The 26,353-nt window shown below is 66.8% G+C and carries 19 protein-coding genes; 13 read left to right on the plus strand and 6 right to left on the minus strand.

Annotated features, from left to right (window positions below):
• The first annotated feature begins 126 nt into the window (after positions 1-126).
• A complete protein-coding gene (locus tag MNR01_RS01340; protein ID WP_241919203.1) occupies positions 127-774 on the plus strand; it encodes a response regulator in 648 nt (215 codons plus the stop codon).
• 125 nt (positions 775-899) lie between these two features.
• Here the strand turns inward: MNR01_RS01340 and MNR01_RS01345 are convergent, their stop codons facing one another.
• Positions 900-4,064: an Rne/Rng family ribonuclease gene (locus MNR01_RS01345; RefSeq protein WP_241920688.1), complete on the minus strand. Its 3,165-nt coding sequence runs from the start codon at positions 4,062-4,064 to the stop codon at positions 900-902.
• 438 nt (positions 4,065-4,502) lie between these two features.
• On the opposite strand from MNR01_RS01345, the gene MNR01_RS01350 reads away from it, so the two are divergent.
• Positions 4,503-5,498 carry an RluA family pseudouridine synthase gene (locus MNR01_RS01350; RefSeq protein WP_241919204.1) on the plus strand — a complete coding sequence of 332 codons (996 nt, stop codon included), beginning with the start codon at positions 4,503-4,505 and terminating at the stop codon, positions 5,496-5,498.
• 54 nt (positions 5,499-5,552) lie between these two features.
• Here MNR01_RS01350 and MNR01_RS01355 read toward each other — a convergent pair whose 3' ends face one another.
• Positions 5,553-5,993, minus strand: coding sequence for an energy transducer TonB (locus MNR01_RS01355; RefSeq protein WP_241919205.1), 441 nt, complete (start codon positions 5,991-5,993; stop codon positions 5,553-5,555).
• A gap of 48 nt (positions 5,994-6,041) precedes the next feature.
• Positions 6,042-6,383, minus strand: coding sequence for a 4a-hydroxytetrahydrobiopterin dehydratase (locus MNR01_RS01360; RefSeq protein ID WP_241919206.1), 342 nt, complete (start codon positions 6,381-6,383; stop codon positions 6,042-6,044).
• A gap of 108 nt (positions 6,384-6,491) precedes the next feature.
• On the opposite strand from MNR01_RS01360, the gene MNR01_RS01365 reads away from it, so the two are divergent.
• Entirely contained in the window at positions 6,492-7,088 is a 597-nt protein-coding gene (locus tag MNR01_RS01365; RefSeq protein WP_241919207.1) for an NfuA family Fe-S biogenesis protein, read from the plus strand.
• Between the two features lie 19 nt (positions 7,089-7,107).
• Positions 7,108-8,913, plus strand: a complete 1,806-nt coding sequence (locus MNR01_RS01370) for a hypothetical protein (RefSeq protein ID WP_241920703.1) — start codon at positions 7,108-7,110, stop codon at positions 8,911-8,913.
• A 152-nt stretch (positions 8,914-9,065) separates the two neighbouring features.
• Here MNR01_RS01370 and MNR01_RS01375 read toward each other — a convergent pair whose 3' ends face one another.
• A complete protein-coding gene (locus MNR01_RS01375; protein ID WP_241919208.1) occupies positions 9,066-9,515 on the minus strand; it encodes a cytochrome c in 450 nt (149 codons plus the stop codon).
• 11 nt (positions 9,516-9,526) lie between these two features.
• Positions 9,527-9,895 (minus strand): cytochrome c, encoded by a 369-nt coding sequence (locus MNR01_RS01380; protein ID WP_241920689.1) that lies wholly within the window; start codon positions 9,893-9,895, stop codon positions 9,527-9,529.
• A 312-nt stretch (positions 9,896-10,207) separates the two neighbouring features.
• On the opposite strand from MNR01_RS01380, the gene MNR01_RS01385 reads away from it, so the two are divergent.
• From MNR01_RS01385 to MNR01_RS01430, 9 genes are all read left to right on the plus strand, one after another.
• Entirely contained in the window at positions 10,208-11,344 is a 1,137-nt protein-coding gene (locus MNR01_RS01385) for an efflux RND transporter periplasmic adaptor subunit (protein ID WP_241919209.1), read from the plus strand.
• Between the two features lie 18 nt (positions 11,345-11,362).
• A complete protein-coding gene (locus MNR01_RS01390) occupies positions 11,363-14,833 on the plus strand; it encodes an efflux RND transporter permease subunit (protein ID WP_241919210.1) in 3,471 nt (1,156 codons plus the stop codon).
• 13 nt (positions 14,834-14,846) lie between these two features.
• The gene (locus tag MNR01_RS01395; protein ID WP_241919211.1) at positions 14,847-17,954 is read left to right on the plus strand and encodes an efflux RND transporter permease subunit; all 3,108 of its coding nucleotides are present in this window, start codon (positions 14,847-14,849) and stop codon (positions 17,952-17,954) included.
• A 192-nt stretch (positions 17,955-18,146) separates the two neighbouring features.
• On the plus strand, positions 18,147-18,689 hold the full coding sequence (locus MNR01_RS01400) for a GspH/FimT family pseudopilin (RefSeq protein WP_241919212.1): 543 nt from the start codon (positions 18,147-18,149) through the stop codon (positions 18,687-18,689).
• Positions 18,670-19,185, plus strand: coding sequence for a type IV pilus modification protein PilV (pilV, locus tag MNR01_RS01405; protein ID WP_256451855.1), 516 nt, complete (start codon positions 18,670-18,672; stop codon positions 19,183-19,185). The genes MNR01_RS01400 and pilV overlap by 20 nt, the downstream gene beginning before the upstream one ends.
• Positions 19,182-20,180, plus strand: coding sequence for a prepilin-type N-terminal cleavage/methylation domain-containing protein (locus MNR01_RS01410; RefSeq protein WP_241919214.1), 999 nt, complete (start codon positions 19,182-19,184; stop codon positions 20,178-20,180). Before pilV ends, MNR01_RS01410 begins: the two co-directional genes overlap by 4 nt.
• A 50-nt stretch (positions 20,181-20,230) precedes the next feature.
• Entirely contained in the window at positions 20,231-20,776 is a 546-nt protein-coding gene (locus MNR01_RS01415) for a PilX N-terminal domain-containing pilus assembly protein (protein WP_256451856.1), read from the plus strand.
• A gap of 48 nt (positions 20,777-20,824) precedes the next feature.
• Positions 20,825-24,469 carry a PilC/PilY family type IV pilus protein gene (locus MNR01_RS01420; RefSeq protein ID WP_241919215.1) on the plus strand — a complete coding sequence of 1,215 codons (3,645 nt, stop codon included), beginning with the start codon at positions 20,825-20,827 and terminating at the stop codon, positions 24,467-24,469.
• A 5-nt stretch (positions 24,470-24,474) separates the two neighbouring features.
• Positions 24,475-24,936: a type IV pilin protein gene (locus tag MNR01_RS01430; RefSeq protein WP_305852246.1), complete on the plus strand. Its 462-nt coding sequence runs from the start codon at positions 24,475-24,477 to the stop codon at positions 24,934-24,936.
• 72 nt (positions 24,937-25,008) lie between these two features.
• Here the strand turns inward: MNR01_RS01430 and MNR01_RS01435 are convergent, their stop codons facing one another.
• Positions 25,009-26,229, minus strand: coding sequence for a TraB/GumN family protein (locus MNR01_RS01435; protein WP_241919216.1), 1,221 nt, complete (start codon positions 26,227-26,229; stop codon positions 25,009-25,011).
• Positions 26,230-26,353 lie beyond the last annotated feature (124 nt).

Genomic DNA, 26,353 nt, shown 5'->3' on the forward strand with positions numbered 1-26,353 from the left:
GTCGGGAAAGTCCGCAGTGTGCCCAAGCTTGCGCCCAGTGCAATGGGCCATTGGGCCTGCCGTGTTGCGCCCCCGGGAGGTGGCGCGTAGCCTCGGGATCCGGCGAGAAACTGCCCGGGGAAAAGGATGAGCATCCGAGTTTTCATCGTAGACGACCATGCGCTGGTCAGGACGGGCATGCGCATGATCTTGTCGGCTGAGACCGACATCGAAGTGGTGGGGGACGTGGAGAACGGCGAGCTGGCATTGCCGATGATCCGCAAGCTGCAACCCGACGTCGTGCTGTGCGACCTGCACCTGCCCGGACTGAGCGGACTGGAAGTCACCGAGCGCGTGGTGCGTGGCGATCACGGCACGCGGGTGATCATCGTCTCCGTGCTCGAAGACGGGCCCATGCCCAAGCGCCTGCTCGAGGCCGGTGCGTCGGGATACGTCGGCAAGGGCGGCGATGCAAGCGAGCTGGTGCGGGCGGTACGCGATGTTTTCCGTGGCAAGCGTTATCTGGCCAGCAGCATTGCCCAGAACCTGGCGCTGTCCGGCATCGCCGGCGACTCCTCGCCGTTTGACGAGCTGTCACCGCGCGAGCTGGAAGTGGCACTGCTGCTGGTCCAGGGATTGCGCCAGGACGATATCGCCAAGCGCCTGAGCCTGAGTGCCAAGACCGTCAACACGCACAAGGCGCGGCTGTTCGAGAAGCTCGACATCCACGACAACATCGCGCTGGCGCGCATGGCCAGTCGTTACGGCCTGGTGGATCCGGTCAACGCGCTCTAACGCACTCTAACGCGCCTAGCGTGTCGCGCCTGTCTGTCAGGCGCTGATTCGTACTCCGGAAACAGAACTGGCCGCCAAATGGCGGCCAGTTCTGCTGGTGCGGAACGCGAAAAGGCGAACGCCGGTCAGGCGTGGCCTTCCTCGTGCTTGGGCTCACTGCCGCGCTTGTCGAGCTCGTGCGCGGCCAGCTCGGGTTGCTCGTCGGCAGGCGACTCGACGGCTGCCGGTTCCGCGGTGGCATCGGCGCCAGCGACGGCGGCATCGGCCGCTGCTGCGACCGGCTCGACCTCGACCGGTGCGATGCCTTCCTGCGGCAGCGCATCGAACAGGCCCGCGGTACGCGGAATGTCCGTCGCCGGCGCGACCGGTGCGACCGGGCGCGAGTCGGTGATCTGCACTTCGTCGATGCGCGACGACTTCAACGGCTCGTCCTGCGCGTCATCCTGCACAGACGGCGCCTCCGGCTGGATCTCCGCGACGGGGGCTTCGACTGCCGCCGGCACTTCGACCACGACCGGTTCCGGCACGGATTCGACCACCGGTTCGACGATCGTGTCTGCGACCACGACTGGCGCCTGGACAACCGCAGCCGGCGTGACCGGGGCAGCGGCAGCGTCGTCGAACTGCGGTGCAGCCGTCTCGATCGTCGCCACCGGTGCCTCAGGCTCGACGGCCGGGGCAGGGGTGGCAACGGCTTCGGCCTTCACTGCCTCGACAACCACCGGGGCAACGGCTGCCACTGCAGCCACTGCGACTGCAGCCGGAGCGACCGCAACAGGCTTGGCCGCTTGCATGCCCGAATCGGTTTCGTCATCGAAGTCGAATTCGGGCTGCGAACGGTTCGCCGCGACGGCCGGCGCCGGAGCGTGCTCGCTTCCAGTGTCGTCTTCGTCATCGAGCAGATGGTCATCCTGCATGCCGGCATCTTCGCCACCGCCTGCGCCTTCAGCACCACCGCCACGACGACGACGGCGACCACCACGACGACCGCGGCGGCGGCGACCACTGCCTTCACCGGCGGCTTCGCCAGCGGCTGCCGGGTTTTCGCCAGCGTTGGTTGCGGTGACAGCGCCCTCGACCTTGGCGGCTTCGACGGCTTCACCGGCAACTACGGCGGCGACGGTCGCCGGCGCGGCGGCTGCAACGATCGCGGCCTCCGTCACCGGTGCTGCTTCCGGCTTGGCTGCGGCGGGCCTGGGCTCGCGCGGCGGACGCGGTGCGGCTTCGCCCGGCGCCTGCTGCTGGGCCTGCGCCTGCTGGCGCTCTTCGGCCTGCGGCTTGGGCGGCCTGGGCTGTTGCGGCTGCTTGGGCTGCTGCGGCTGTTGCTGCTTGGCCTGCTGCGGTTGCTTGGGCTGGCTGCCCTGGGCCTGCTGCTTGTCGCGGCGCTGCTCGTCACGACGCGGCTCGTCACGACGTGCCTCGTCACGACGCGGCTGCTCGTCACGGCGGCCGTCGCGGCCACCCTGCTTGCCGCCGCGGCCGTCACGGCGCTGCGCGTTGCGGTCATTGCGATCGTTGCGACCGCGGCCATCCTGCGGACGCGCGGCCGGGGCCGGCTGCGCGGCAACGGGCTGGCTGCCACGGAAGAAGCGCAGGATGCGCTCGACCACTCCGATCGAATGGGTCGGCGTGGCCACCACGGGTGCCGGTGCCGGCATCTGGTCGACCGGCTGCTCACGCGGCTCGCGCAGCGGGGCAGGCTGGGCCGGCTTGACGTTGGTCACCGCCGGGGTCGGCGGGATGTTCAGGTGGGCCTTGGTCAGCGCATGCGTCGGCAGCTTGCGCGGCGTGCCGCGCTGGTAGCTCGGCTTGCTCGATTCCTCGCCCAGCTCGTTCTCGCGAATGCGCGTGACTTCGTAGTGCGGGGTGTGCAGCTGCTCGTCGGCGACGATCAGGATCGGCGCGTCGTGGCGCTTTTCGATCTCGCTCAGGGCGCGGCGCTTCTCGTTGAGCAGGTAGTTGGCGATCTCGGTCGGAGCCTGCACCAGCACCTGGCCGGTGTTCTCCTTCATCGCGTGCTCTTCGGCCAGGCGCAGGATCGACAGCGACAGCGACTCGACGCTGCGCATGCGGCCGTGGCCTTCGCAACGCGGGCAAACGATCTGGCTGGACTCGCCCAGCGACGGGCGCAGGCGCTGGCGGCTCAGTTCGAGCAGGCCGAAGCGCGAGATGCGGCCGATCTGCACGCGCGCACGGTCCTGCTTGAGCGCGTGGGCGAGGCGGTTCTCGACTTCGCGCTGGTGCTTGTTCGACGCCATGTCGATGAAGTCGATCACCACCAGGCCGCCGAGGTCGCGCAGGCGCATCTGGCGGGCGACTTCCTCAGCCGCTTCCAGGTTGGTGTTGAACGCGGTTTCCTCGATGTCGCCGCCCTTGGTGGCGCGCGCCGAGTTGACGTCGACCGCGGTCAGCGCTTCGGTCTGGTCGATCACCAGCGCGCCGCCCGAGGGCAGGCGCACTTCGCGCTCGTAGGCGTTCTCGATCTGCGATTCGATCTGGAAGCGGTTGAACAGCGGGGTGTCGTCGGTGTAGTGCTTGAGCTTGCGCAGGTTGTGCGGCATCACCTGCTCGACGAAGTCGCGCGCCTCGGCGTACATCTCCGGGGTGTCGACCAGGATCTCGCCGATGTCCGGGCGCATGTAGTCGCGCAGGGCGCGGATGATCAGGCGCGATTCCTGGTACAGCAGGAACGGGGCCGGCTTGGTCAGCGCAGCCTCGGCAATGGCCTTCCAGACCTGCAGCAGGTAGTCCAGGTCCCACTGCAGCTCTTCGGCATCGCGGCCGACGCCGGCGGTGCGGATGATGACGCCCATGTCGTCGGGGATGTCCAGGCTGTCCATCGCCTGCTTGAGCGCGGCGCGGTCGTCACCCTCGATCCGGCGCGAGACGCCGCCTGCGGTGGGCGAGTTGGGCATCAGCACCATGTAGCGGCCGGCCAGCGAGATGAACGTGGTCAGGGCAGCGCCCTTGTTGCCACGCTCTTCCTTGTCGACCTGGACTACGACTTCCTGGCCTTCGCGCAGCAGTTCACGCAGGCCGGCCTTGTTGTGGTCGACGCCAGCCTGGAAGTAATCGCGGGAAATCTCCTTCAGCGGCAGGAAGCCGTGACGCTCGCCGCCGTATTCGACGAAGGCCGCTTCGAGGGAGGGTTCGAGCCGGGTGATGCGGCCCTTGTAGATGTTGGACTTCTTCTGTTCTTTCGCCGGTTGCTCGATGTCGATGTCGTACAGCGTCTGTCCATCGACGGTGGCGACGCGCAGTTCTTCTGCCTGCGTCGCATTGATCAGCATTCGCTTCATTGTTGCGTTCCTCGCGCGCTCCTGCGCGTGGTCGGCGCAGGACGCATTCGTCCTGCAGCCGCGGAACGCCGTGGGCGTTTCGCCTCTGGATACCGCAAGCCTGCCTCTGCCAGGGAATGATCCGGGCGCGGCGGCTTCAAGTTTTCCAGCGCTACGACACCACGGCACGCCGCGGGAGCGCTTGTCTCTTTTTCCTGGTACTAGGGCCGGCGGCGCGAACGCCGCACGGGACGTGTTCATCACAGGTGGTTTGACCCACCGGGCGGGAACCGGTTCCGCCGGACCATCGCTGCTAACATGGCTACCCCGGGGGCAGTGGTTAGACGCGGACCGGAATCGCAGGACAGGGGCTTTCGGCCTTTGAGTGCAAGTTCCTGCGAAATCAAAACCTTATCTCGCGTCGCGAGTGTATCAGATAACCTCCCCCGGATGACCCATTCAGCCTCCTCCAACCCCGGCCCGGCGCCTCGCCAGGACGTAAGCCAGGTTCGTACCGTCCGCGTCCCCGACGATCGGGCCGGGCAGCGCCTGGACAATTTCCTGCTCGGCCAGCTCAAGGGCGCACCGAGATCCCTGGTCTACAAGCTGGTCCGCTCGGGCCAGGTCCGGGTCAACGGCGGCCGCGCCAAGGCCGAGCGCAAGCTCGAGGCCGGCGACGAAGTCCGGATCCCGCCGGTCCGTCTCAGCGAAGTCGGCGACAAGCCGACGCCGCCGAAGGGCCTGCTCGATGCGCTCGAGGCGGCGATCGTCTTCGAGGACGCGCGCTTGCTGGCCCTGAACAAGCCGGCCGGCCTGGCCAGCCACGGCGGCAGCGGCATCAGCCACGGCGCGATCGAATCGTTGCGGGCGCTGCGCCCGAACCAGAGCCTGGAACTGGTCCATCGCCTCGACCGCGACACCTCGGGGCTGCTGGTCGTGGCCAAGAAGCGTTCGGCCCTGACCGAGCTGCAGGCGCTGATGCGCGAGGACCGCGACTACGACGGCATCGGCATCCGCAAGCGTTACCTGGCGCTGCTGACCGGACGCATGCCCGATGGCGTGATGACGGTCGATGCACCGCTGCACGTCGGCCTGCGCCAGGGCGGAGAGCGCCACGTCCAGGTCAACCCGGCGGGCAAGGCCTCACTGAGTCACTTCAAGGTGCTCGAGCGCCGTGGCGGGCAGTCCTATTGCGAGGTGCGGATCGAGACCGGTCGCACCCATCAGATCCGCGTCCACGCCCAGCACATCGGCCACGCCATTGCCGGCGACGACAAATATGGCGATGCCGAGGTCAACAAGCGCCTGCGCGACCAGGTCGGGCTGAAGCGGATGTTCCTGCACGCCTCGACCCTGGAGTTCTCGCTCGACAACGGCAAGACGCCCTACCTGCTCAATGCGCCGCTGGCGCAGGAGCTGGTTGACGTGCTGGATCGTCTGGCCTGAGGCGGGTGATTTTCCCGGGTGCGCTTCGCTTACCCGGGCTACGGGCGGCGGGCGTTATTTGCCGCCGGCGCGGCGACGCTGCTCGTCGAGGACGAAGCACGCTTGCGGCCTCACCGCCGGCGGCCGGAACGTCACCGGCACCTGCACCTTCGACGAATGCGCGACGCCGCCGCGGGTGGCTGCCTTGAACGTCCAGCTGCGCACGCCTTCCTGCGCGGCCTTGTCCAGCGGTGCGATGCCGCTGCCGCGCAATACCTCGGCGGCAGTGACCTTGCCGTCCGCCCCCACCGACAGTGACAGCAGCACCTGGCCGCCGATGTTGTCGCAGGCCAGCTCCTCGGGATAGCCGGGCGGCGGCGTATCGACCGCCATCAATTCGGTCGGCGCGACCGCCGGCGGCGCTGCCTGGTCAGGCGCCTTGTGGCAGGCGGCCAGCAGCAAGGGCAGGGCGACCGAGGCCAGCGCGGCAAGGCGGTGGCGGCGAAGCGAACTCATCGTGTCCATGCTGGCGGCCTCGGGGTGATGGGGAGTGGGCAGGCGCGATCAGGCGCCCAGGGCGTCAGCCTTGGCCGCGCAGATGAAGTCGTTCTCGCTCAGGCCGCCGACGTCGTGGGTCGAATAGCGCACCACGCAACGGTTGTAATGCACGCCCAGGTCGGGGTGGTGGTCCTCGCGGTGGGCCATGAATGCCAAGGCGTTCACGAACGCCATGGTTTCGTGGTAATTCCCGAACTGGTAGGTCCTGGTGAGCGCATGCCCGTCTTCGACCAGTTCCCAGCCGGGAACCTGCGGCAGCAGTTCGCGGATACGCGCTTCGCTGAGCCGGTGCTCGCTGCCACGGCGGGCGAGACAATGGGCCTGGGCGAGGGGGACGAGGTCGTTCATCGGCAAGGATTCCTTTACGCGGCCCGCCGACTGAACAGATGCCATCGTCGGCGGTCATTCCAAGAGGGCGCACCATCGTGCTGCGCGGACCCCGGTAGAATAGCCCCCATGATCAACATTTCCGAATCCGCCCAGCGCCACTTCCTCAAGCTGATCGAGCGCGAGGCCCTTCCGGGCCTGGGCGTGCGTCTGTCGGCGGTCCACGCCGGCACGCCGCGCGCGGACGTGCGCCTGGAGTTCGCCGAGCCCGGCGACCTGCAGGGTGACGAGTGGGCGGTGGACTGCGAAGGCTTCACGGTGTGGCTCGACGCCGCCAGCGTGAAGTACCTCGACGGCGCCACGATCGACTACGAGACCCAGGCCACCGGCGGCCAGCTGCAGATCCGCGCGCCCAAGATCAAAGGCGAGGAGCCGGCCGAGTCGGCCTCGCTGGTCGAGCGCGTGCACTGGATCGTCGAGCACGAGATCAACCCGCAGCTGGCGTCCCATCGCGGCAACGTCGCGGTGCAGGAAGTCACCGCGCAGGGCGTGGTCGTGCTGCGCTTCGGTGGCGGCTGCCACGGTTGCGGCATGGCCGACGTGACCCTGAAGCAGGGCATCGAGAAGACACTGATGACCAAGGTGCCCGGAGTGACCGCCGTGCGCGACGCCACCGATCACGAGACCGGCGACGCACCTTACATCCGCCGCGATTCGGCGGCCTGAGCAGGGCGCGGCGACGTAGATGTTCTCCGCCGCCGAACTGATCCACGCCCTGCAGCGACGGCTGCAGCTGATTTCCCCGCACCTGCGGCGCGCACCAGGCGAGTTTCCGCCGGGCTGGCAGGCCTGGTTCGCGAGCATGCACGAACGCATCGGTGCGGTTCGCGGCGCGACTGCGGAAGCGTTCATCGCGGTGTTCCTGGCGCGGCCGCTGGCCGTTCCGCCGCCCAAAAGCAGCGGCGACCTTACCCGCTGGCAGTCCTTCGCCACGCTGTGGCGACAGGACTGGCACGGCGATGTGAAACCCGACCGCGTCGATCGACGCGTGCACTGGTTCGCCACTGCCTTCACCGTGCTCTGGCACGTGTTCTTCGCGGCGATGCTGCTGTATCTGATGTACCTGCGTTTCCTGGCCGCCAGCGCGATCCCGCCGCAAGGCGAGGAAGTCGTGATGATCGAATACGTCGGCAAAGGCACGCCGAAGGAGCCCGGCGGCGGTCCGGGTGAGCCGGGCCAACAGGTGCAGCAACAGGCCCAGCCAAGACCGCAGCAACAGGCTGCCGCCACGCCCGCCGAGCCGACCGCGGAGGCGGCTCCGACCGCGCAGCTCACTCCGCCCGATGTCGCGGCGCCGGCACCGGCCGTGGATGCGCCCGTTCCCGATGTCGCGCAGCGCGAGGTTCCCGAACCGCAGTTGCCCCCACCGGCACCGACGGTCGAGCAGCCGGTTGCGGTCAGCGAACCCACGCCCAGCGAACCAACCGTCTTCGTCCTGCCGCCGACGCGACGCCGGCCGCCGGAACCTGCAGTGGCGGCGCCCGAGCTGCGTACCGCGACGCCAACCGTCCGCACCGCGGAGGTGGCCGAGCCGGTGCAGCCGATCCGGCCGAACATCACCCCGCGCGATGTCGCTGCGCCTTCGATCGAACAACGCCAGCGCGAGGTTGCCGTGCGTGAAGTGCCGGTCCCGGTGCCGTCGCCAACGGCACCGGTGCGGACGCTGCCGACACCGGCGCTGCCCACGCCGGAGGTGCGCTCGACTGCGCCCGGCATCCGCACCGCCGAGATCCCAACCCCTCCGACGCCTGCTCCCGCATCGACGGCTCCTGCGGCTCCTGCCGCACCCGCTGCAACCGCGCCTTCGGCCACTGCAGCAACGGCGCCGCCGGCGACCGGCCCTGCAACTCCGGCGTCCTCGGCCGCGAGCACTGCGCCAGCCGCTGCCGCCGGCACACCCGGGTCCACCCAGGCACGTCCGGCTGCGCCTGCCGGCAGCGGCACGCAGCCGGTGGCCGGGGCAGATGCGGGCCCCAAACCGGCGCCCGCGCCAGGAACCTGGTCGACTCCGACCCGCGGCGACGATTGGGGCGAATCAACGCGCAACCGCCCCGGCGGCCAGCGTGGCGAGCAGCCGGGGATCTATAACAGTGATGGCAGCGTCCGGATCGCCGACGCGCCCGGCTCGGCCGCGCCAGGGCAACCGCCGGGCGCGATCACCGAGGAGATCAAGGATCTCGATCGCGCCGGCACATGGTTGCGGCGCAAGCCGAACGATTTCGAGCCGACCACCTTCGACAAGTACTGGGTGCCCAATGAGTCGCTCCTGGCCGAATGGGTGCGCAGGGGCGTGAGGAAGGTGGCGATACCGATCCCTGGCACCGGCAAGAGCATAGAGTGCGTGATCTCGATGCTGGCCCTGGGCGGAGGCTGCGGCATCAGCGATCCGGACCTCAACGATCAGCCCGCCGGCGCACGACCGCCGCCGCCGGTGCCGTTCAAGCCGGCGCTGCAGGAAGACAACGGCGCGGTGAAGCCGCCAGGCGGCTGACGTAGCCCGGGTAGTAGCCCGGGTAAGCGAAGCGCACCCGTGGACGTGCGCCGCCAACCCCGGGTGCGCTTCGCTTACCCGGGCTACGAGGGGGTTCTCGCGGCCACAAAAAAGCCCGCCGGAGCGGGCTTTTTGCCGACCGCCAGAGGCGATCAGTGGGCGTTGTGCAGGTCGCGCAGGTTGCTCTGGCGCGAACCGAAGTAGGCGGCCAGGTCGGCGATCTGCTGGTCGGACAGGTCCTTGGCCTGGCTCGACATCAGCGCGTGCTCGCGGTCGCCGCTGCGGTAAGCCTGCAGGGCGTGCGCGATGTAGTCGTAGTACTGGCCCGCGAGCTTCGGGTAGGTCCCGTCGATCGGGGCATTGCCTTCGGCGCCATGGCAGTCGACGCAGGACTGGCCGGTGGCCTTGCCCTTGGTGCTGGCCAACTGTTCGCCGGCAGCGACGTGACCGGACGGCAGGCCGGCGGACGAGGAGGTGTGGCCTTCGCCGCGGTCGGCGGCGGAGTGCTCGGCCGGCGTGTCGGAGCTGGAGCAGCCGGCAACGGCGAGCGAGGCAACAAGCACGATGAGGGCAGGGGCAATGGCGAGGATCTTGTTCGTCATGGTCTGCTCACTCACTTCAGGGACGAAAGGAAGGCGGCGATGTCGGCGATGTCCTGGTCGGAGAAGCTCTGCGACTGGGCCTGCATCGTCGGGTGCTTGCGCGCGCCCTTCTTGTATTCGGTCAACGCATTGACCAGGTATTCCGCCGACTGCCCGCCAATCTTGGGCACGTGGTAGTTCGGGTAGGCGTTCTTGTAGCCGGTGATGCCGTGGCAACCCTGGCAGGTGTAGGTCAGCTGGTGTCCCTTGGCGGCATCACCCTTCACAGCGGCGGGCGCCGTGGTTGCGGTGGCAGCGGCCGGGGCAGGGGCGGGGGCCTGGGTTTCCTGGGCCGATGCGACGGACGCAGCGGTGGTCAGCAGGAAGCAGGCGGCGATCATCAGCGGTCGCATCATGTCGTAGTCCGCAATCTCGAATGGCTAGCGAAAGGTTCTGAAGCTGGCTGCGCGTGGCCGTCCATCGGGAGGGCCGCGCATAAGTGCGCAAGTATAGCCTGCGATATCGATGCAACGAAGCGGTGCCTTTTTGCATCGATAGTTGTTGCGGCCGTCGGGAACAGTTCCTACGGTACCGGCCGCGACATGGCTCCAGTCACCATGACCTTCGGCGGATGTTGGTGAACGGGGCAGGTGATATACCTATCTACAACACCGGCATACGGTCCGGTAAACAGCCACCTTGGGGTTCAATTCATGCGTCATCTCTCCCGAAATCGCAGCCGTGGTTTTGCCCGCGCCGCTCGTGTCCTGCTCCCCTGCCTGGCCCTGTCGAGCGCCCTGCTGCTGACCTCCTGCAAGGGCGGCGGCGCTGGCGAGGCGCAGGCCAAGGACGGCGAGAAGGGCCCGGAGGCCGTTCCGGTCGAGGTCGCCAAGGCCTCCCGCCGTGCGGTCGCAGCCAGCTACACCGGCACCGCGGCCCTGGAGCCGGTGGCCGAGTCGCAGGTGGTCGCCAAGACCTCGGGTGTGGCACTGAATGTGCTTGTCGAGGAAGGCCAGCAGGTCCGCGCCGGCCAGACCCTGGTCCGCCTGGACGCCGCACGCTCGCAGCAGCAGGCGGCCCAGACCGACGCCCGCATGCGCAAGCTCGAGGCCAACTACGTCCGCGGCAAGCAGATGGCCGAGCAGAAGCTGCTCAGCGCCAACGACAACGACCAGCTTCGCTACGACCTCGAAGAGGCCCGCGCGGCCAACCGCATGGCCACCCTGGAACTGTCGTACGCCAACGTGGAAGCGCCGATCTCCGGCGTGATCGCCTCGCGTTCGATCAAGACCGGCAACTTCGTCCAGATCAATACCCCGATCTTCCGCATCGTCGACACCTCGCGCCTGGAAGCCACCCTCAACGTGCCCGAGCGCGAGCTGGCCACGCTGAAGGCCGGCCTGCCGGTGCAGATGCAGGTCGATGCGCTGCCGGGCAAGGTCTTCACCGGCACGGTCGACCGCGTTGCGCCGGTGGTGGACTCGGGCAGCGGCACCTTCCGTGTGGTCTGCGCATTCGGCGGCGGCGGCGTGCTGCAACCGGGCATGTTCGGCCGCATCAAGATCGACTACGACCAGCGCGCCGATGCCCTGGTGGTGCCGCGCGTGGCCCTGCTCGAGGACGACGGCGATCCGGCCGTGTTCGTCGTCACCGGCGACAAGACCAAGCGTGTGCCGGTCAAGCTGGGCTACACCGACGGTTCCTGGGCGGAGGTCCGCAGCGGCGTGAAGGTCGGCGACCAGGTCGTCGTTGCCGGCAAGACCGCGCTGCGCGACGGCACCCTCGTGCAGGTGCTGGGCCAGCCGGCGAAGAAGGTCGCGGCCGCAAAAACCGAAGCCAAGAAGCAGTAATCATCGCGGAGAGCGAACGTGACGCAACCTGCGAACGAATCATCCGGCTTCAATCTGGTCGAGTTCTCCACGCGTCGCCGGGTCACGGTGATGATGGTGACGCTGACCTTCGTCCTGTTCGGGTTCATCGCGCTGGGTGACCTCAAGGTCAACCTGCTGCCGGACCTGAGCTATCCGACACTGACGGTGCGCACCGAGTACACCGGTGCGGCGCCGTCGGAAATCGAGACCCTGATCAGCGAGCCGGTCGAAGAGGCCGTCGGCGTGGTCAAGGGGCTGCGCAAGCTCAAGTCGATCTCCCGCACCGGCCAGAGCGACGTGGTGCTCGAGTTTGCCTGGGGCACCGACATGGACCAGGCCAGCCTCGAAGTACGCGACAAGATGGAAGTCCTGCAATTGCCGCTGGAGGCCAAGGCCCCGGTGCTGCTGCGCTTCAATCCCTCGACCGAACCGATTCTCCGCATCGCGCTGTCGTCCAAGACCGCTGCGACCAATGAAACCGAGGCGATGCGCGAGCTCACCGGGCTGCGCCGCTATGCCGACGATGACCTGAAGAAGAAGCTCGAGCCGGTCGACGGCGTCGCCGCGGTGAAGGTTGGCGGTGGTCTCGAGGACGAAATCCAGGTCGACATCGACCAGCAGAAGCTGGCGCAGCTGAACCTGCCGATCGACAACGTCATCCAGCGCCTGCAGCAGGAGAACATCAACATCTCCGGCGGTCGCCTGGAAGAAGGTTCGCAGCGTTACCTGGTGCGCACGGTGAACCAGTTCGCCAGCGTCCCGGAGATCCGCGAGATGCTGGTCACCACGCGCAGTGGTGGCGACAACGCGGCCGCCAACGCGGCTGCGCAGATGGCCGCGATCGCGGCGCAGACCGGTTCTGCCGAAGCCATGGCCGCGGCTGCGTCGGTGCAAAGCGCCAATTCCGCCGGCGGTGGCGTCGTGGCCGGTGGCATGCCGGTGCGCCTGAAGGACATCGCCGATGTCCGCCAGGGCTACAAGGAACGCGAGGCGATCATCCGCCTGGCCGGCAAGGAAGCGGTCGAGCTGGCGATCTACAAGGAAGGCGACGCCAATACCGTCGCCACCGCCGACGCGATCACCAAGCGCCTGGAAGAGATCAAGGCGCAGATTCCGCCGGACGTGGAGCTGACCACGATCGACGACCAGTCGCTGTTCATCCGCCACGCCATCAGCGACGTCAAGAAGGACGCGGTGATCGGCGGCATGCTGGCCGTGCTGATCATCTTCCTGTTCCTGCGCGATGGCTGGAGCACGTTCGTCATCGGCCTGTCGCTGCCGGTGTCGATCATCGCCACGTTCTTCTTCATGGGCCAGCTGGGCCTGAGCCTCAACGTGATGTCGCTCGGCGGCCTGGCGCTGGCTACCGGCCTGGTCGTGGACGACTCGATCGTCGTGCTCGAAAGCATCGCCAAGGCGCGAGAGCGAGGGTTGGGCATCCTGGATGCCGCCATCGCCGGCACCCGCGAAGTGAGCATGGCCGTGGTTGCGTCGACCCTGACCACCATCGCGGTGTTCCTGCCGCTGGTGTTCGTGCAGGGCATTGCCGGCCAGCTGTTCCGTGACCAGGCATTGACCGTGGCGCTGGCGATCGGCATCTCGCTGATCGTGTCGATGACGCTGATCCCGATGCTCAGCGCGCTCAAGGGCCGGCCGCCGATGGCGTTCCCGGAAGAGGCGCCGCATCCGCGCTGGCAGCCGGCGTCGAAGCTGCAGAAGCCGATCGCTGCCGTCGAGCATGGCATCGGCGTCGGCACCCGCGGCGCGTTCTTCGGACTGACCTGGCTGATCGTGCGCGCCTGGCGTGGCCTGGTTGCGGTCGTCGGACCGGTGATGCGCAAGGCAAGCGATATCGCCATGGCGCCGTACGGCCGTGCCGAGCGCGGTTACATGAAGCTGTTGCCGACCGCGCTGGGCAAGCCGTGGCTGGTGCTTGGCTTTGCCGCGGCCGCCTTTGCGCTGACCTTGCTGGCGATCCCGATGCTGGGTGCGGACCTGATCCCGCAGCTGGCCCAGGACCGCTTCGAGATGACCGTGAAGCTGCCGCCCGGCACGCCGCTGCGCGATACCGACGCACTGGTGCGCGAGCTGCAGACCAAGCACGCCAAGGACGACGGCATCCGCACGCTGTATGGCGTCAGCGGCAGTGGCACGCGCCTGGACGCCAGTCCGACCGAAAGCGGCGAGAACATCGGCAAGCTGACCGTGGTCATGGCCGACGGCGGCAGCAAGGAAGTGGAGGCCCGCGAGACCGAGCGCCTGCGCACGACCATGCAGTCGCACCCGGGCGCACAGGTGGACTTCAGCCGTCCGGAGCTCTTCAGCTTCTCCACGCCGCTGGAAATCGAGCTGCGTGGCCAGGATCTGGAAAGCATCCAGGTCGCCGGCCAGCGCATGGCGGCGATGCTGCGTGCCAACCCGCACTATGCCGACGTCAAGTCGACGGTCGAGGAAGGCTTCCCGGAGATCCAGATCCGCTTCGACCAGGACCGCGCCGGTTCGCTCGGCCTGACCACGCGCCAGATCGCCGATGTCGTGGTTAAGAAGGTGCGCGGCGACGTCGCCACGCGCTACAGCTTCCGCGACCGCAAGATCGACGTGCTGGTGCGTGCCCGCGAAACCGATCGCGCCTCGGTCGACAACATCCGTCGCCTGATCGTCAACCCGGGCAGCAACCGCCCGGTGACGCTGGACGCGGTGGCCGATGTGGTGTCGACCACAGGCCCGAGCGAGATCCACCGCGCCGACCAGGTGCGCGTGGCAATCGTCTCGGCCAACCTGCGCGACATCGACCTGGGTACCGCCGTGCAGGAAGTGCAGGACATGATCGCCGAGCAGCCGCTCGGGGCCGGTGTCGGCATGCACATCGGCGGCCAGGGTGAAGAGCTGGCCGAGTCGGTGCGTTCGCTGCTGTTCGCATTCGGCCTGGCGATCTTCCTGGTCTACCTGGTGATGGCTTCGCAGTTCGAGTCGCTGCTGCACCCGTTCGTGATCCTGTTCACCATCCCCCTGGCCCTGGTCGGTGCGGTGCTGGCGCTGCTGCTGACCAATTCGCCGGTGTCGGTGGTGGTGTTCATTGGCCTGATCCTGCTGGTCGGCCTGGTGGTGAAGAACGCGATCATCCTGGTCGACAAGGTCAACCAGCTGCGCGAGAACGGCATGGCCAAGCGCGAAGCCCTGGTCGAAGGTGCCCGTTCGCGACTGCGCCCGATCATCATGACCACGATGTGCACGCTGTTCGGCTTCCTGCCGCTGGCGCTGGCGATGGGCGAGGGTGCCGAAGTGCGCTCGCCGATGGCCATCACCGTCATCGGCGGCCTGCTGGTGTCGACGCTGCTGACGCTGGTCGTGATCCCGGTGGTGTACGACCTGCTGGACCGTCGCGCCGACGACTACTACGTCGAGCGTGCCCGCCGCACCCGCGGCAAGGTCGCGTCGGACGACGACGGCCAGGTCGAGCCGGCTTGAGCGGAGCACTGACATGACAATTGCAGAGCTCAGCATCAAGCGGCCCGTCACGGCGATCATGTTCTTCGTGTCGCTGTTCGTGATCGGCCTGATCGCGGCGATCAGGCTGCCGCTGGAAGCCTTCCCGGAGGTGTCGCCGCCCTTCATCTTCGTGCAGATCCCTTACGAGGGATCCACGCCGGAGGAAGTGGAGCGCACGCTGCTGCGGCCGGTGGAAGAAGCGCTGTCGACGATGACTGACGTCAAGCGCATGGACGCCAACGCCCGTTCCGACGGTGCCGAGATATTCATGCAGTTCTCGGATTGGGACCGCGATGTCGCCATCGCGGCGTCGGAGGCGCGCGAGCGCATCGACGCCATCCGCGATGACCTGCCGGACGACCTGCAGCGCTACAACGTGTTCAAGTTCTCCACCACCGATGAACCGGTGTTGCGCGTGCGCCTGGCCAGTTCGACCGACCTGACCGGTGCGTACGACATGATCGACCGCGAGTTCAAGCGGCGCATCGAACGCATCCCGGGCGTGGCAAGGGTGGAGGTAACCGGCGCGGCGCCGAACGAGGTCGAGATCGCCATCGATCCCGACCGCCTGACCGCGCACAACCTGAGCATCAATGACCTCAACACGCGCCTGCAGGCGGTCAACTTCTCGGTGTCCGCCGGGCAGATCGACGACGGCGGACGACGCCTGCGCGTGCAGCCCGTGGGCGAGATCACCGACCTGCAGCAGTTGCGTGACCTGATCATCGACACCAAGGGTACGCGCCTGGGCGATATCGCCGACGTGCGCCTGAAGCCCGCGCGCATGAACTACGGCCGCCGCCTCGACGGCAAGCCGGCGATCGGCCTGGACATCTTCAAGGAGCGAAGCGCCAACCTGGTCGAGGTATCCGGCAACGCGCTCAAGGAAGTCGAAGCGATCCGCGATCAGCCCGAGATGGCCGGGATCCAGATCAAGATCATCGACAACCAGGGCGACAACGTCACCAGTTCGCTGCTCGAGCTGGCCGAGGCCGGCGGTATCGGCCTGTTGCTGTCGATCGCGGTGCTGTTCTTCTTCCTGCGCCACTGGCCGTCGACGCTGATGGTGACCCTGGCAATTCCGATCTGTTTCGTGATGACCCTGGGTTTCATGTACTTCACCGGCGTCACGCTCAACATCCTGACGATGATGGGCCTGCTGCTGGCGGTGGGCATGCTGGTCGACAACGCCGTGGTCGTGGTGGAGAGCATCTACCAGGAACGCGAGCGCATGCCGGACCAGCCGACGCTGGCCTCGATCGTCGGCACCAGGCACGTGGCCATCGCGCTGTCGGCCGGCACGCTGTGCCACTGCATCGTGTTCCTGCCCAACCTGTTCGGCGACCGCAACTTCCTCAGCATCTACCTGTCGCAGATCGCGATCACGATCTCGGTGTCGCTGCTGGCCTCATGGCTGGTCGCGGTCAGCCTGATCCCGATGATATCGGCGCGGCTGAAGACGCCGCCGGCGGTGCGCTCGGACCGCGGGCTGATCCCGCGCCTGCAGAGCGGCTATGCACGGTTCCTGCGCTGGACGCTGGAGCACCGCGGCAAGAGCGTGCTCGGCATCCTGATGATCATCGCCATCAGCATCGTGCCGATGAACCTGACCAAGAAGAACATGTTCGGTGGCGACGACGGCACCGAGACCAACATCTTCTACCAGTGGAAGGGCGCCTATACCAAGGAGCAGATGTCGGCGGAGATCCTCAAGGTCGAGAAGTTCCTGGAGGCCAACCGCAAGCGCTACAACATCACCCAGATCTACTCGTACTTCAGCGAGCAGGGCTGGGGCGGTACGCGCCTGACCTTCGACCTCGACAAGGTCAAGGAAACCAAGGCGACCATCGAGAAGCTGCGTGAGGAGCTGCCCAAGTCGGCGCGCGCCAACATCGGCATCGGCAACCAGGGTGGCGGTGGCGGCGGTGGCGGACCTGGTCAGAACGTCCAGGTGCAGCTGGTCGGCGACTCGACCGAAACACTGGTGGAGCTGGCCAACGACATCGTGCCGATCCTGGCCAAGCGCAAGGAGCTTCGTGACGTCCGCGTCGATATCGGTGACCAGAACAGCGAGCTGTCGGTGCACGTCGATCGTGACCGTGCCGCTGCCTTCGGCTTCAGCGCGAAGGAAGTGGCCAGCTTCGTCGGCCTGGCACTGCGTGGCGCTCCGTTGCGCGAGTTCCGCCGTGGCGAGACCGAGGTGCCGGTCTGGGTCCGTTTCGCCGGCGCCGAGGATTTCGGCGTGGAAGACATCGACAGCTTCACCGTCCGTGCCCCGGACGGCCGTACCGTGCCGCTGCTGGCGATGGTCGACGTCGCCGTGAAGCCGTCGGCTACGCAGATCCAGCGCGCCAACCGCCAGACCACGGTGGCCATCCAGGCCAACCTGGCCGTCAAGGCCACTGTGCCCGAAGCGCGCAAGGCGATGGAAGAGACGCTCAAGTCGGTGGCGTTCCCAGCCGGCTACAGCTTCACCTTCGAAAGCGGCGCCTTCGAGGACGAGGCCGAGGCCAACAGCCAGATGATGTTCAATCTGCTGATCGCCCTGGTGATGATCTACGTGGTGATGGCCGCGGTGTTCGAGTCACTGCTGTTCCCGTCGGCGATCATGAGCGGTGTGCTGTTCTCGGTGTTCGGCGTGTTCTGGCTGTTCTGGCTCACCGGCACGGAGTTCAACATCATGGCCTTCATTGGCATCCTGGTGCTGATGGGCGTGGTGGTGAACAACGGCATCGTGATGATCGAGCACATCAACAACCTGCGACGCCGCGGCCTGTCGCGGACCGATGCGCTGGTCGAGGGCAGTCGCGAGCGACTGCGTCCGATCCTGATGACGATGGGCACGGCGATCCTGGCGATGGTGCCGATCTCGCTGACCAATACCCAGATGGGTGGCGATGGCCCGGCGTACTACCCGATGGCGCGTGCCATTGCCGGTGGCCTGGCGTTCTCGACGGTGGTCAGCCTGCTGTTCCTGCCGACCATCTACGCGATGCTCGACGACCTGCGCAACGGCACCACCCGCATGGTGCGGCGTGCGCGTGGCAAGGGTGACGGAACGGTGCCGGCCGCAGCAGTGGCCGCACTGAGAGCGGAGTAACCGCTACGTCGGAAAGGAGAAAACGGGAAGGCTTGCCTTCCCGTTTTTCTTACCTGGCTGCTTCCAGTTTCCTGATGGCACGCCCGTCACGGGATGCCTAACGTGACGACGTCTGTCACAGGGGAAGCAGCGATGTCCGTCCTTCCGGCCGCCTCATCGAGGTCGGCGCCAGCTTGCGCGCGCCTCGGGCACGTGCCCGGCTTCACCCTGCTGGAACTGATGGTCGTCGTCGCGCTGGTGGCCATCCTCGCAGCGGTCGGCTACCCGGGCATGAGCGCCATCATCAACGGCAACCGCCTTGGCGGATCGGCGAACGAGATGGTCGCCACGCTGCAGTTTGCGCGGATGGAAGCGGTTCGGCTGAACCGGACGGTCACCGTGTGCCGGAGCGGCAATGGCAGCGGCTGCACGAGCGGTGAGGTCTGGAACACCTGGATAGCAATCGCCGACTCGGACCGCGATGGAGCGGTGGATGATGTCCTTCGCGTGGGGACTGTCGCGGCGCCGGTCCAGCTGAGGGTCAGTCCGTCCGTTCGCGACAGCCGTATCGCCTTCCGCTCCGATGGCCTGGCGCGAGCCGGCGACAGCGCCTTGTTGAATGCGACCTTCGCGGTGTGCCTGCCGACGAGTTCGCCTGCCGACAACGTGCGACGGATCAGCATCGTTTCTGGCAGCCGAATCTCCACGCACGCGGAGAACGCAGGAGGGCGGTGCGATGCGCCGGGCAACCTCTAGTCGCACCGGCCGTGGGCGCATCCGTCCCTGCGGCAGCCAGCAACGTGGCGTGGGCCTGATCGAAGTGCTGATCGCCGTGCTGGTCATGGCCATCGGCCTTCTCGGTGTTGCCGCCCTGCAAGCGGTGGCATTGCGCAACAGCCAGAGTTCGCTGGAGCGCAGCCAGGCGGTCGTGCTGACCTACGCGATCCTGGATGCCATGCGCGCAAATGCCGCCGAGGCGAGGGCGGGGGTCTACGACATGGGAATGACCTGCAGCGCCCCGGCGCAGCCGGGGACCCGCACGGCCGGCGCGGCGAATCTTGGAGCGGATGACCGCTCAGCCTGGATCGTCGCCATCAGGGCCGAGCTGGGTGCGAATGGTTGTGGACAGATCACCTGCGCTGCCGTGGCGGGTACCGAGGTCAGGGACTGCGCCGTGATCGTTCGCTGGAATGATTCGCGAGGCACGGCCGGCAGCCATGCGCATCAGATCAGAACGGTGGTGAGGGTATGAGCGCGCGGCGACGGACGCTCTGCTGCAGCGGCGCCGAAGGCGGCTTCAGCCTCATCGAGCTGATGATCTCGCTGGTGCTCGGCCTGCTGGTGTCGGCCGCGGCGGTCGGAATCTTCCTTTCCAACCAGCGGACCTATCGAGCGACCGAAAGCCTGGCCAGGATCCAGGAGAACGCGAGGGTGGCGTTCGAACTGATGGCGCGCGAGGTTCGCCAGGCTGCAGGGAATCCCTGCGGAATGAACCTGCCGGTGGCCAATGTCCTCAATGGCGCGTCGGCGGCAACGATCCCGTGGTGGATGAACTGGGACAGGGGAATTGTCGGCTACGACAACGGTGCACTTGCCGGCGCTGCCGCAGGAACCGATGCAATCGAGTTCCTTTCGTCCGGAGAGGGAACGGTTACCGTGACCCGTCATGACCAGCAGCCGCGCAATCCCGGATCACCGGCGAGCTTCAAGGTCGACGCCCCCATCCAGGGCCTGCGCGCCGGCGACATCGTCCTGGTCTGTGACTACACCCAGGCCAGCATCGTCCAGGTCGGCGCAGTCCGTGACGGCAACACCACGATCGAGTTCGGCAGGGGCAATGGCCAGCCTGGCAACTGCACGAAGGACCTCGGCGTTCCGGTGGTGTGTGCCGCAAACGGCAGCGGCAAGTCCTACAGTGCCAACTCGCTGCTGGCCAGGCTTCATGCCGTGCGCTGGTTTGTCGCCGACAACGGCCGGGGCGGCCGATCGCTGTATCGCGTGCCGGTGGAACGGGGCAGCGTGCAACCACGCGAGGAAGTCGCCGAGCGCATACGGGACATGCAGGTGACCTACCTTGTGGCCGGAGCGGGCAGGTACACCGGCGCCGGTGCCGGCGTCGACTGGAAGAACGTCATCGCCGTGCATATCTCGTTGACGCTCCAGGGCGTCGAGCGTGGTGGCGCGGAACGTTCGCAACTCGTACGGACGCTCGTTCATACCGTCTCGTTGCGGAACCGGACATCGTGATTCTCGCGTCCCGTCACACCTCTCATCTATCCGCGCAAGGGCAGCGTGGCGTGGCACTGATGATGGTTCTGCTCCTGCTGATCGTTGCGACCCTGCTAGGCCTGGCGAGCCTGCGGGGTGCGCTGCTGGAGGAGCGGATGAGCGCCGGCATGTTCGATCGCAGCCTGGCCTTCCAGTCCGCGGAAACCGCGCTTCGCGTCGCCGAGCAGAAGGTGCGCGAGGCGGCCTTGTCAGGACGATCCATCGGCGTGGATTGCGCGGCCTCTGGAGTCATTTGTCCGGGCACGCCGCCCAGTATCGATACTGTCGGAGCAGCCGGCTGCACGCACAACGCGCCGGGCTGCTGGACGAGCGTCGCGGAGAGGTCGTCCAACTCCGATGCAGCCGCCGGCGCGCCCCAGTACTACATCGAGTACATGGGGGACTTTGCGGTGAACGCCGAGGAAGCCGGTGCCGGGCGCAGCGCATCGGGCCATCAATACGGCGCGCCGCCAGCGACCTACGGCAAGTCCATCTACCGCATAACTGCACGAAGCCACGATCCCCGTGGCAATCGTGCCGTCGTTGCGCTGCAGGCGACGATCGAATTGCGTTGACCCCGGCTGACCGCCGGCTATCAGTGGTGCTGGTTTGGAGTCGGGGCAATGGATGCTCAATGCGGCAGCGGCATGGACAGAAGAAAGTTCGCCTTTCCTTTTCTGAGAGCGCTTGCACTGGCGATCACCCTGGCGACCGAACCGGTCATCGCCCAGGTACAGATAGCGCAGACACCCTTGTATGTCGGCCCGCGAGTGCCGGGCAATCTCGCGCTGGTGCCTTCTGTCGAGTTTCCGACGATCAACAGTCCAGCCAACCTCGGACGGTATGAGGTGAAACGAACGTACGCGGGCTATTTCGATGCGGACAAGTGCTACAACTACCGCTACTCGCCCATCGAGTCCGAGCGGCACTTCTACCCGGTCCGCTTCACCCGTGGACACGTCTGCAGCTACTCCCGGAAGGAATGGAGTGGCAACTTCATGAACTGGGCGGTGACCCAGACCGTCGACCCTTTCCGCCTGGCCCTGACCGGTGGCTACCGGTTCCGCGATACGCCCACTGAAACCTGGCTCGAAAAAGCACGCCACGACCGGGGCTATGGATTCTCCGACCGTCGTCTGCCCGACGGTCGACCGGCTGACATCGACGAAGTGAGCGCGGCAACGCCGGCCTCCTGGAACTGGATGTGGGTGCAGGTCGCGGGCCAGGGCAACAGAATGCGTTTCACTGGACGCAATTACTGGAGGGCAGTGGTTGCGTATGACCCGGCAGTGCACGACCTGGTCCTGGACCGCCGCGGGGATGCCATTCCCGGGAATGGGTTCGAGGTGAGCGTTCGCGTCAGGGTCTGCGTGCCAAACCTGCTGGAAGCCAACTGCAGGCAGTACGGCCGGGGCTGGAAGCCGGAGGGCCTGATCCAGGAGTACTCCGACCGCGTCCGATACAGCATCTTCGGCTACCTCAATGATTCAAGCGTGTGGCGCGACGGCGGCGTGCTGCGGGCCAACCAGAAGTTCGTCGGGCCGCTGAGCCACGATCCGGCGACTGGTCCCGCCGCGAACGCGGCAAGGGAGTGGGATCCCGAAACCGGCGTGATCGTCCGCAATCCGGACCCAGCCGCCGCCGCAGCGACACCGGGCGGAATCCGCGACAGCGGCGTCATCAACTACCTCAACAAGGTCGGCCAGCTGACCTCGCGACCGCACAAGGCCTTCGATCCGGTCGGGGAGCTCTACTACGCCGCGATTCGCTACTTCAAACACCAGGGCAACGTCGCCGCTTACTCGGCCATCACCGGCAACGCGTACGACCAGGCCGATGGCTTCCCGGTCATCACCCGATGGGATGACCCGATCCAGTATCGATGCCAGGCCAACGTCATCCTCGGCATCGGTGATGTGAACACACACCGCGACAAGAATCTCCCTGGCAATACCAACCTGTCGGAAGAGCCCGCCACGCCGCCCGAGGTGAGAGCGGACAGGACCATCAACGTGGTGACGTCCACCCGGAAGGTGGCCGAGCTGGAGTCGCTGCGAATCGGAACCCCATTCTCCGGCCGCAACAACTCGGCGTACATGGCCGGCCTGGCCTACGACTCGCATACGCGCGACATTCGTCCGGAACTGGATGGCAGGCAGACGATCGCCACGCACTGGGTGGATGTCCGCGAGAACGGCGTGCTGGCGCCCAGGGCATTCAACCAGTACTGGCTGGCGGCCAAGTACGGTGGCTTCCGCGTACCGGACGATTTCCGTCCCTACGAGCGGACCACGGCACTGCCCGAAGCGTGGTGGAACGATTCCGGCGACATCCTCGCCACCGGCGACAAGCGACCCGACAACTTCTATGTCGCCAGCGAAGCCGACAAGATGGTCGAGAGCCTGACCCGGGCATTCAGGCGCATCATCCAGGAAGTCACCGGCTCCGCTGCCTCGATTGCATCGAATTCCACGCGACTGGAAGCCGGCGCGATGATCTTCCAGGCGCGTTTCCAGAGCCCGTCCTGGCGCGGTGAACTCAGCGCATATCCGCTCGATCCGGCTACTGGCCGGTTCGCCGACGATCCGCGCTGGAATGCCAGCGACCGGCTCGCGGCAATGCCCTGGTCGCGACGGAAGATCCACGTCCACAATCGCCAGGCACCTGCGAACCGCCGTTACGGGCGGCTCACCTGGGATGCGCTGGGGCCGACGCAGCGGTCGGCGGTGGGCGACGAAGCGACGCTGGACTTTCTGCGCGGCGATCGCAGCAACGAGGGACGCTTGCGCACGCGCCAGGGCGTACTTGGCGATATCGTTCACTCCCAGCCTGTTTTCGTCGGCCGGCCGGATGCGCGTCTTTACTCCGGTGCGACGTTTGCCGGTGCTTCGTCGTATGCCGACTTCGCCGAGCATCGATCGGGCAGGCGCGGTGTCGTCTATGTCGGCGCCAATGACGGCATGCTGCACGGGTTCGACTCCGCCACCGGCGATGAGGTCTATGCATTCATGCCGGCGGCGGCCTTCAACGCCCGGTTGAAGACGCTGGCGTCGCCCGACTACGAGCATCGCTTCTTCGTCGACGGCGAGCTGTCAGTGGCGGACGTGTACTCCATTGCAGACCGCCGATGGAAGACGATCCTGGTGGGCAGCATGGGGCGGGGCGGAAAGGCGGTATTCGCGCTGGACGTCACCGATCCGGCCGACGTGAAGTTCCTCTGGGAGAAGGATGACTCCGACGTCCCGTCGTTGGGCAACGTGCTGGGCAAGCCCATCCTTGCCCAGGTCGCCAATGGCGATTGGCGTGTGTTGCTCGGCAATGGACCCAACAGCGCGGCTGGCACTGCCCAGCTGGTGACGATCGGCATCGAGTCCGGTGTCGCGCAGGTGGCAACCACCGGCATTTCGGGCAACAACGCACTGTCAGGCGTGGATGCCTGGGACACCAATCGCGATGGCTTCTTCGAGACCGTCTACGGCGGCGACCTCGCGGGCAACCTGTGGCGATTTGAAGGTATCGGAAGCGCTGCGATGTCGGCTGGCAAGCTGTACGCCGCCAGGGGTAGCGATGGCAGGCCGCAACCCATCACCGCCGCTCCGCTGGTGATCAGGAACCCGCAAACACGCGCAGCCTGGGTGTTCTTCGGTACCGGTCGCTATCTCGGTGATGCCGATGTCGCCGACAAGAGCGTGCAGAGCTGGTACGGCCTTGTCGACGACGGTGACGAAGTGCAGGGACGAGCGGCGCTTGTGCGCCACCGGATCCTGGCAGAGCGGGCCGGCGGCCAGAATCTGACGTTGCGAGTGACCAGCAAGGCGACCCCGGCCGACTTTGTCGGCAAGGATGGCTGGATGCTCGATCTGGTGTCACCGCTCAACGGCAGGGAAGGCGAGCGAATGGTGGTGCCCAACCGTTTCGATCGCGGAATGCTGATTGGCACTACGCGCATTCCGGATTCCAGTGACCTCTGCAGTCCGGGTGGCCGGGGTTTCATCATGGCGCTGGACCCGTTCACCGGGTCACGGCCTTCGTCGAGCTTCTTCGACGGCAATGGCGACGGACAAGTCAACGAGCTGGACACGGTCAAGGTGGATGGCGAGAGCGTTGCTTCAAGCGGTGTGGGCTTCGGCAGTAGCCCGAATGGCCCGATCGTACTCGGCGCCGAAATCCAGGTGAACCTGGAAGACGGCACCAGGCAAAAGCTGATCACGCGAAGTACCGGCACCAAGGCCAGCCGCATCTCGTGGCGAGAGCTCCTGATGGATTGAAAGGAATGAAGATGCCCAGGTTGTCCTCACCCACCATGGCCGCACACAGGCTGGCGCCCGGCTTCACGCTGATCGAACTGATGATCGTCGTGGCCGTCGTGGCGATCCTGGCTGCGATCGCATACCCGAGCTACCAGAGCCATGTCATCAAGACCCGACGCTCGGCCGCTGCGGTGTGTTCGCTGGAAGTGGCGCAGTTCATGGAGCGCTACTACACGACGCATCTGCGCTATCTGGACGACGCCGGGGACGCGCCCGCCATCCCCGCGATGCAATGCCGGATAGATCTGTCCGCCCACTACTCCATCGACCTGGCCAAAGGAGCCACGGCCTCGACCTATGCGGTACAGGCGGTGCCCAAGGGCGTGCAGGCAGCCAGGGACAAAAGATGCGCGACGCTGGCGATCAATCAGCAGGGCGCGAAAAGCGAATCGGGGACCGCCGCCACGGCGAACGAATGCTGGTAGCGCGGCCCCTGCCCCCGAGCGGAAGGGAAGGGCCGCGAGCCCCAGGGACCATCGTCGTTGCAGTGGGGAACGTCAGCCGACCAGTTTGCCCAGCATGCGCAGACCGCCGGTCCAGACGCCGATCGCGGTGCCCAGGCTGGTCAGGAAGAAGTTGAGAAGCACGCGTGCAACGCGATTGCGCCACCAGCCGCGCCAGCTCTGCACGTCGTCGCGCAGCGCCATGAAATCGGCATAGGTCGGCTTGCGCACCCATGCTTCGGTCAAGGCGCTGAGCGTGCCTGACGCAAGCGCAGGATGGAGAGGTGTGATCGGCGATGCCACGAAGGCGACGAGGATGCTGAGCGGGTGACCGCCTGCCAGGGCGCAACCAATCGCGCCCAGCACGCCGGTGGCCAGCACCCATTGCAGCAGCAGGTCGGAGCCCACGTCGATGCCGCCGCGCCAGAAGCCCCAGGCGAAGCCGCCGAGCACGAACGCCGAGAGGATGATGGTGAACCACGGCACATCGCTCTTCTTCGGCAGGGCTTCAAGTTCCTCGCGGATGGTGTCGGGCGCGCGCACTTCGTCTCTGAGGTGGCGTGCCAGGCCCTGCAGGTGGCCTGCGCCGACCACGGCCAGCACTTCGCGCGCGTCGCCATGGGTTTCGCGCAGGCGCGCGGCCATGTAGCGGTCGCGTTCGGCGATGACGGTTTCGTACAGTTCCGGGCTGTCGCTGGCGAACTCGCCGAAGCTCGACTCGAGCATGTCACCCTGTTTGAGCTTTTCGATTTCGTCGGCGCCGACTTCCTCGTCGACGAACAGCGCTGCCATCAGGCCGCCGCCAAGCTTCGCCCGCGACCACCAGCCCAGCCGGTTGCTGGCGCGCCTGAAGGTCAGGCCGACATCCCGGTCGATCAGATGCACCGGCAACTCACGCTGGCGAGCCTCGAGCACGGCGCGCTTGAGCTCGGCGCCGGGTTCGATGCCCAGCTGTTCGGCGAGGCGGCGCTGATAGGCGGCCAGCGCCAGGTTGGCGGCGAACAGCGCCGTCTTGCCCGTGCGGATGACCTGGACCAGGTCCAGTCGCGCCAGGGCGTCAGGGTCGGTCAGGGCTTGCAGGCGCTGCGGATCGAGTTCGACCGCGACCGCGTCGAAGGCGCCGCTGTCGATCGCATCGCGAACGGCTTCGACGCTTGCCTGCGAGACATGCGCCGTGCCCAGCAGCGTGTAGCGCACGCCGTCGCGCTCGACGATCGCATGGGGCTGCGCTGCCAGGACGGCATCGAGTGCCGCCTGCGCGGAGGACTCGATCATGGCTGCACCCGGCGGTTGGGCTGGACGGGGTGCGAAACAGATAGCGGTGTTGCTGGCATGCGGCGTTGCCTTTCGGAGTTTGCGCAGCAAGACGGCGCCAAGCAGGCGCCGTCTTGCTGGTATG

Source organism: Lysobacter sp. S4-A87, from assembly GCF_022637455.1.
Lineage (GTDB): Bacteria > Pseudomonadota > Gammaproteobacteria > Xanthomonadales > Xanthomonadaceae > Lysobacter_J.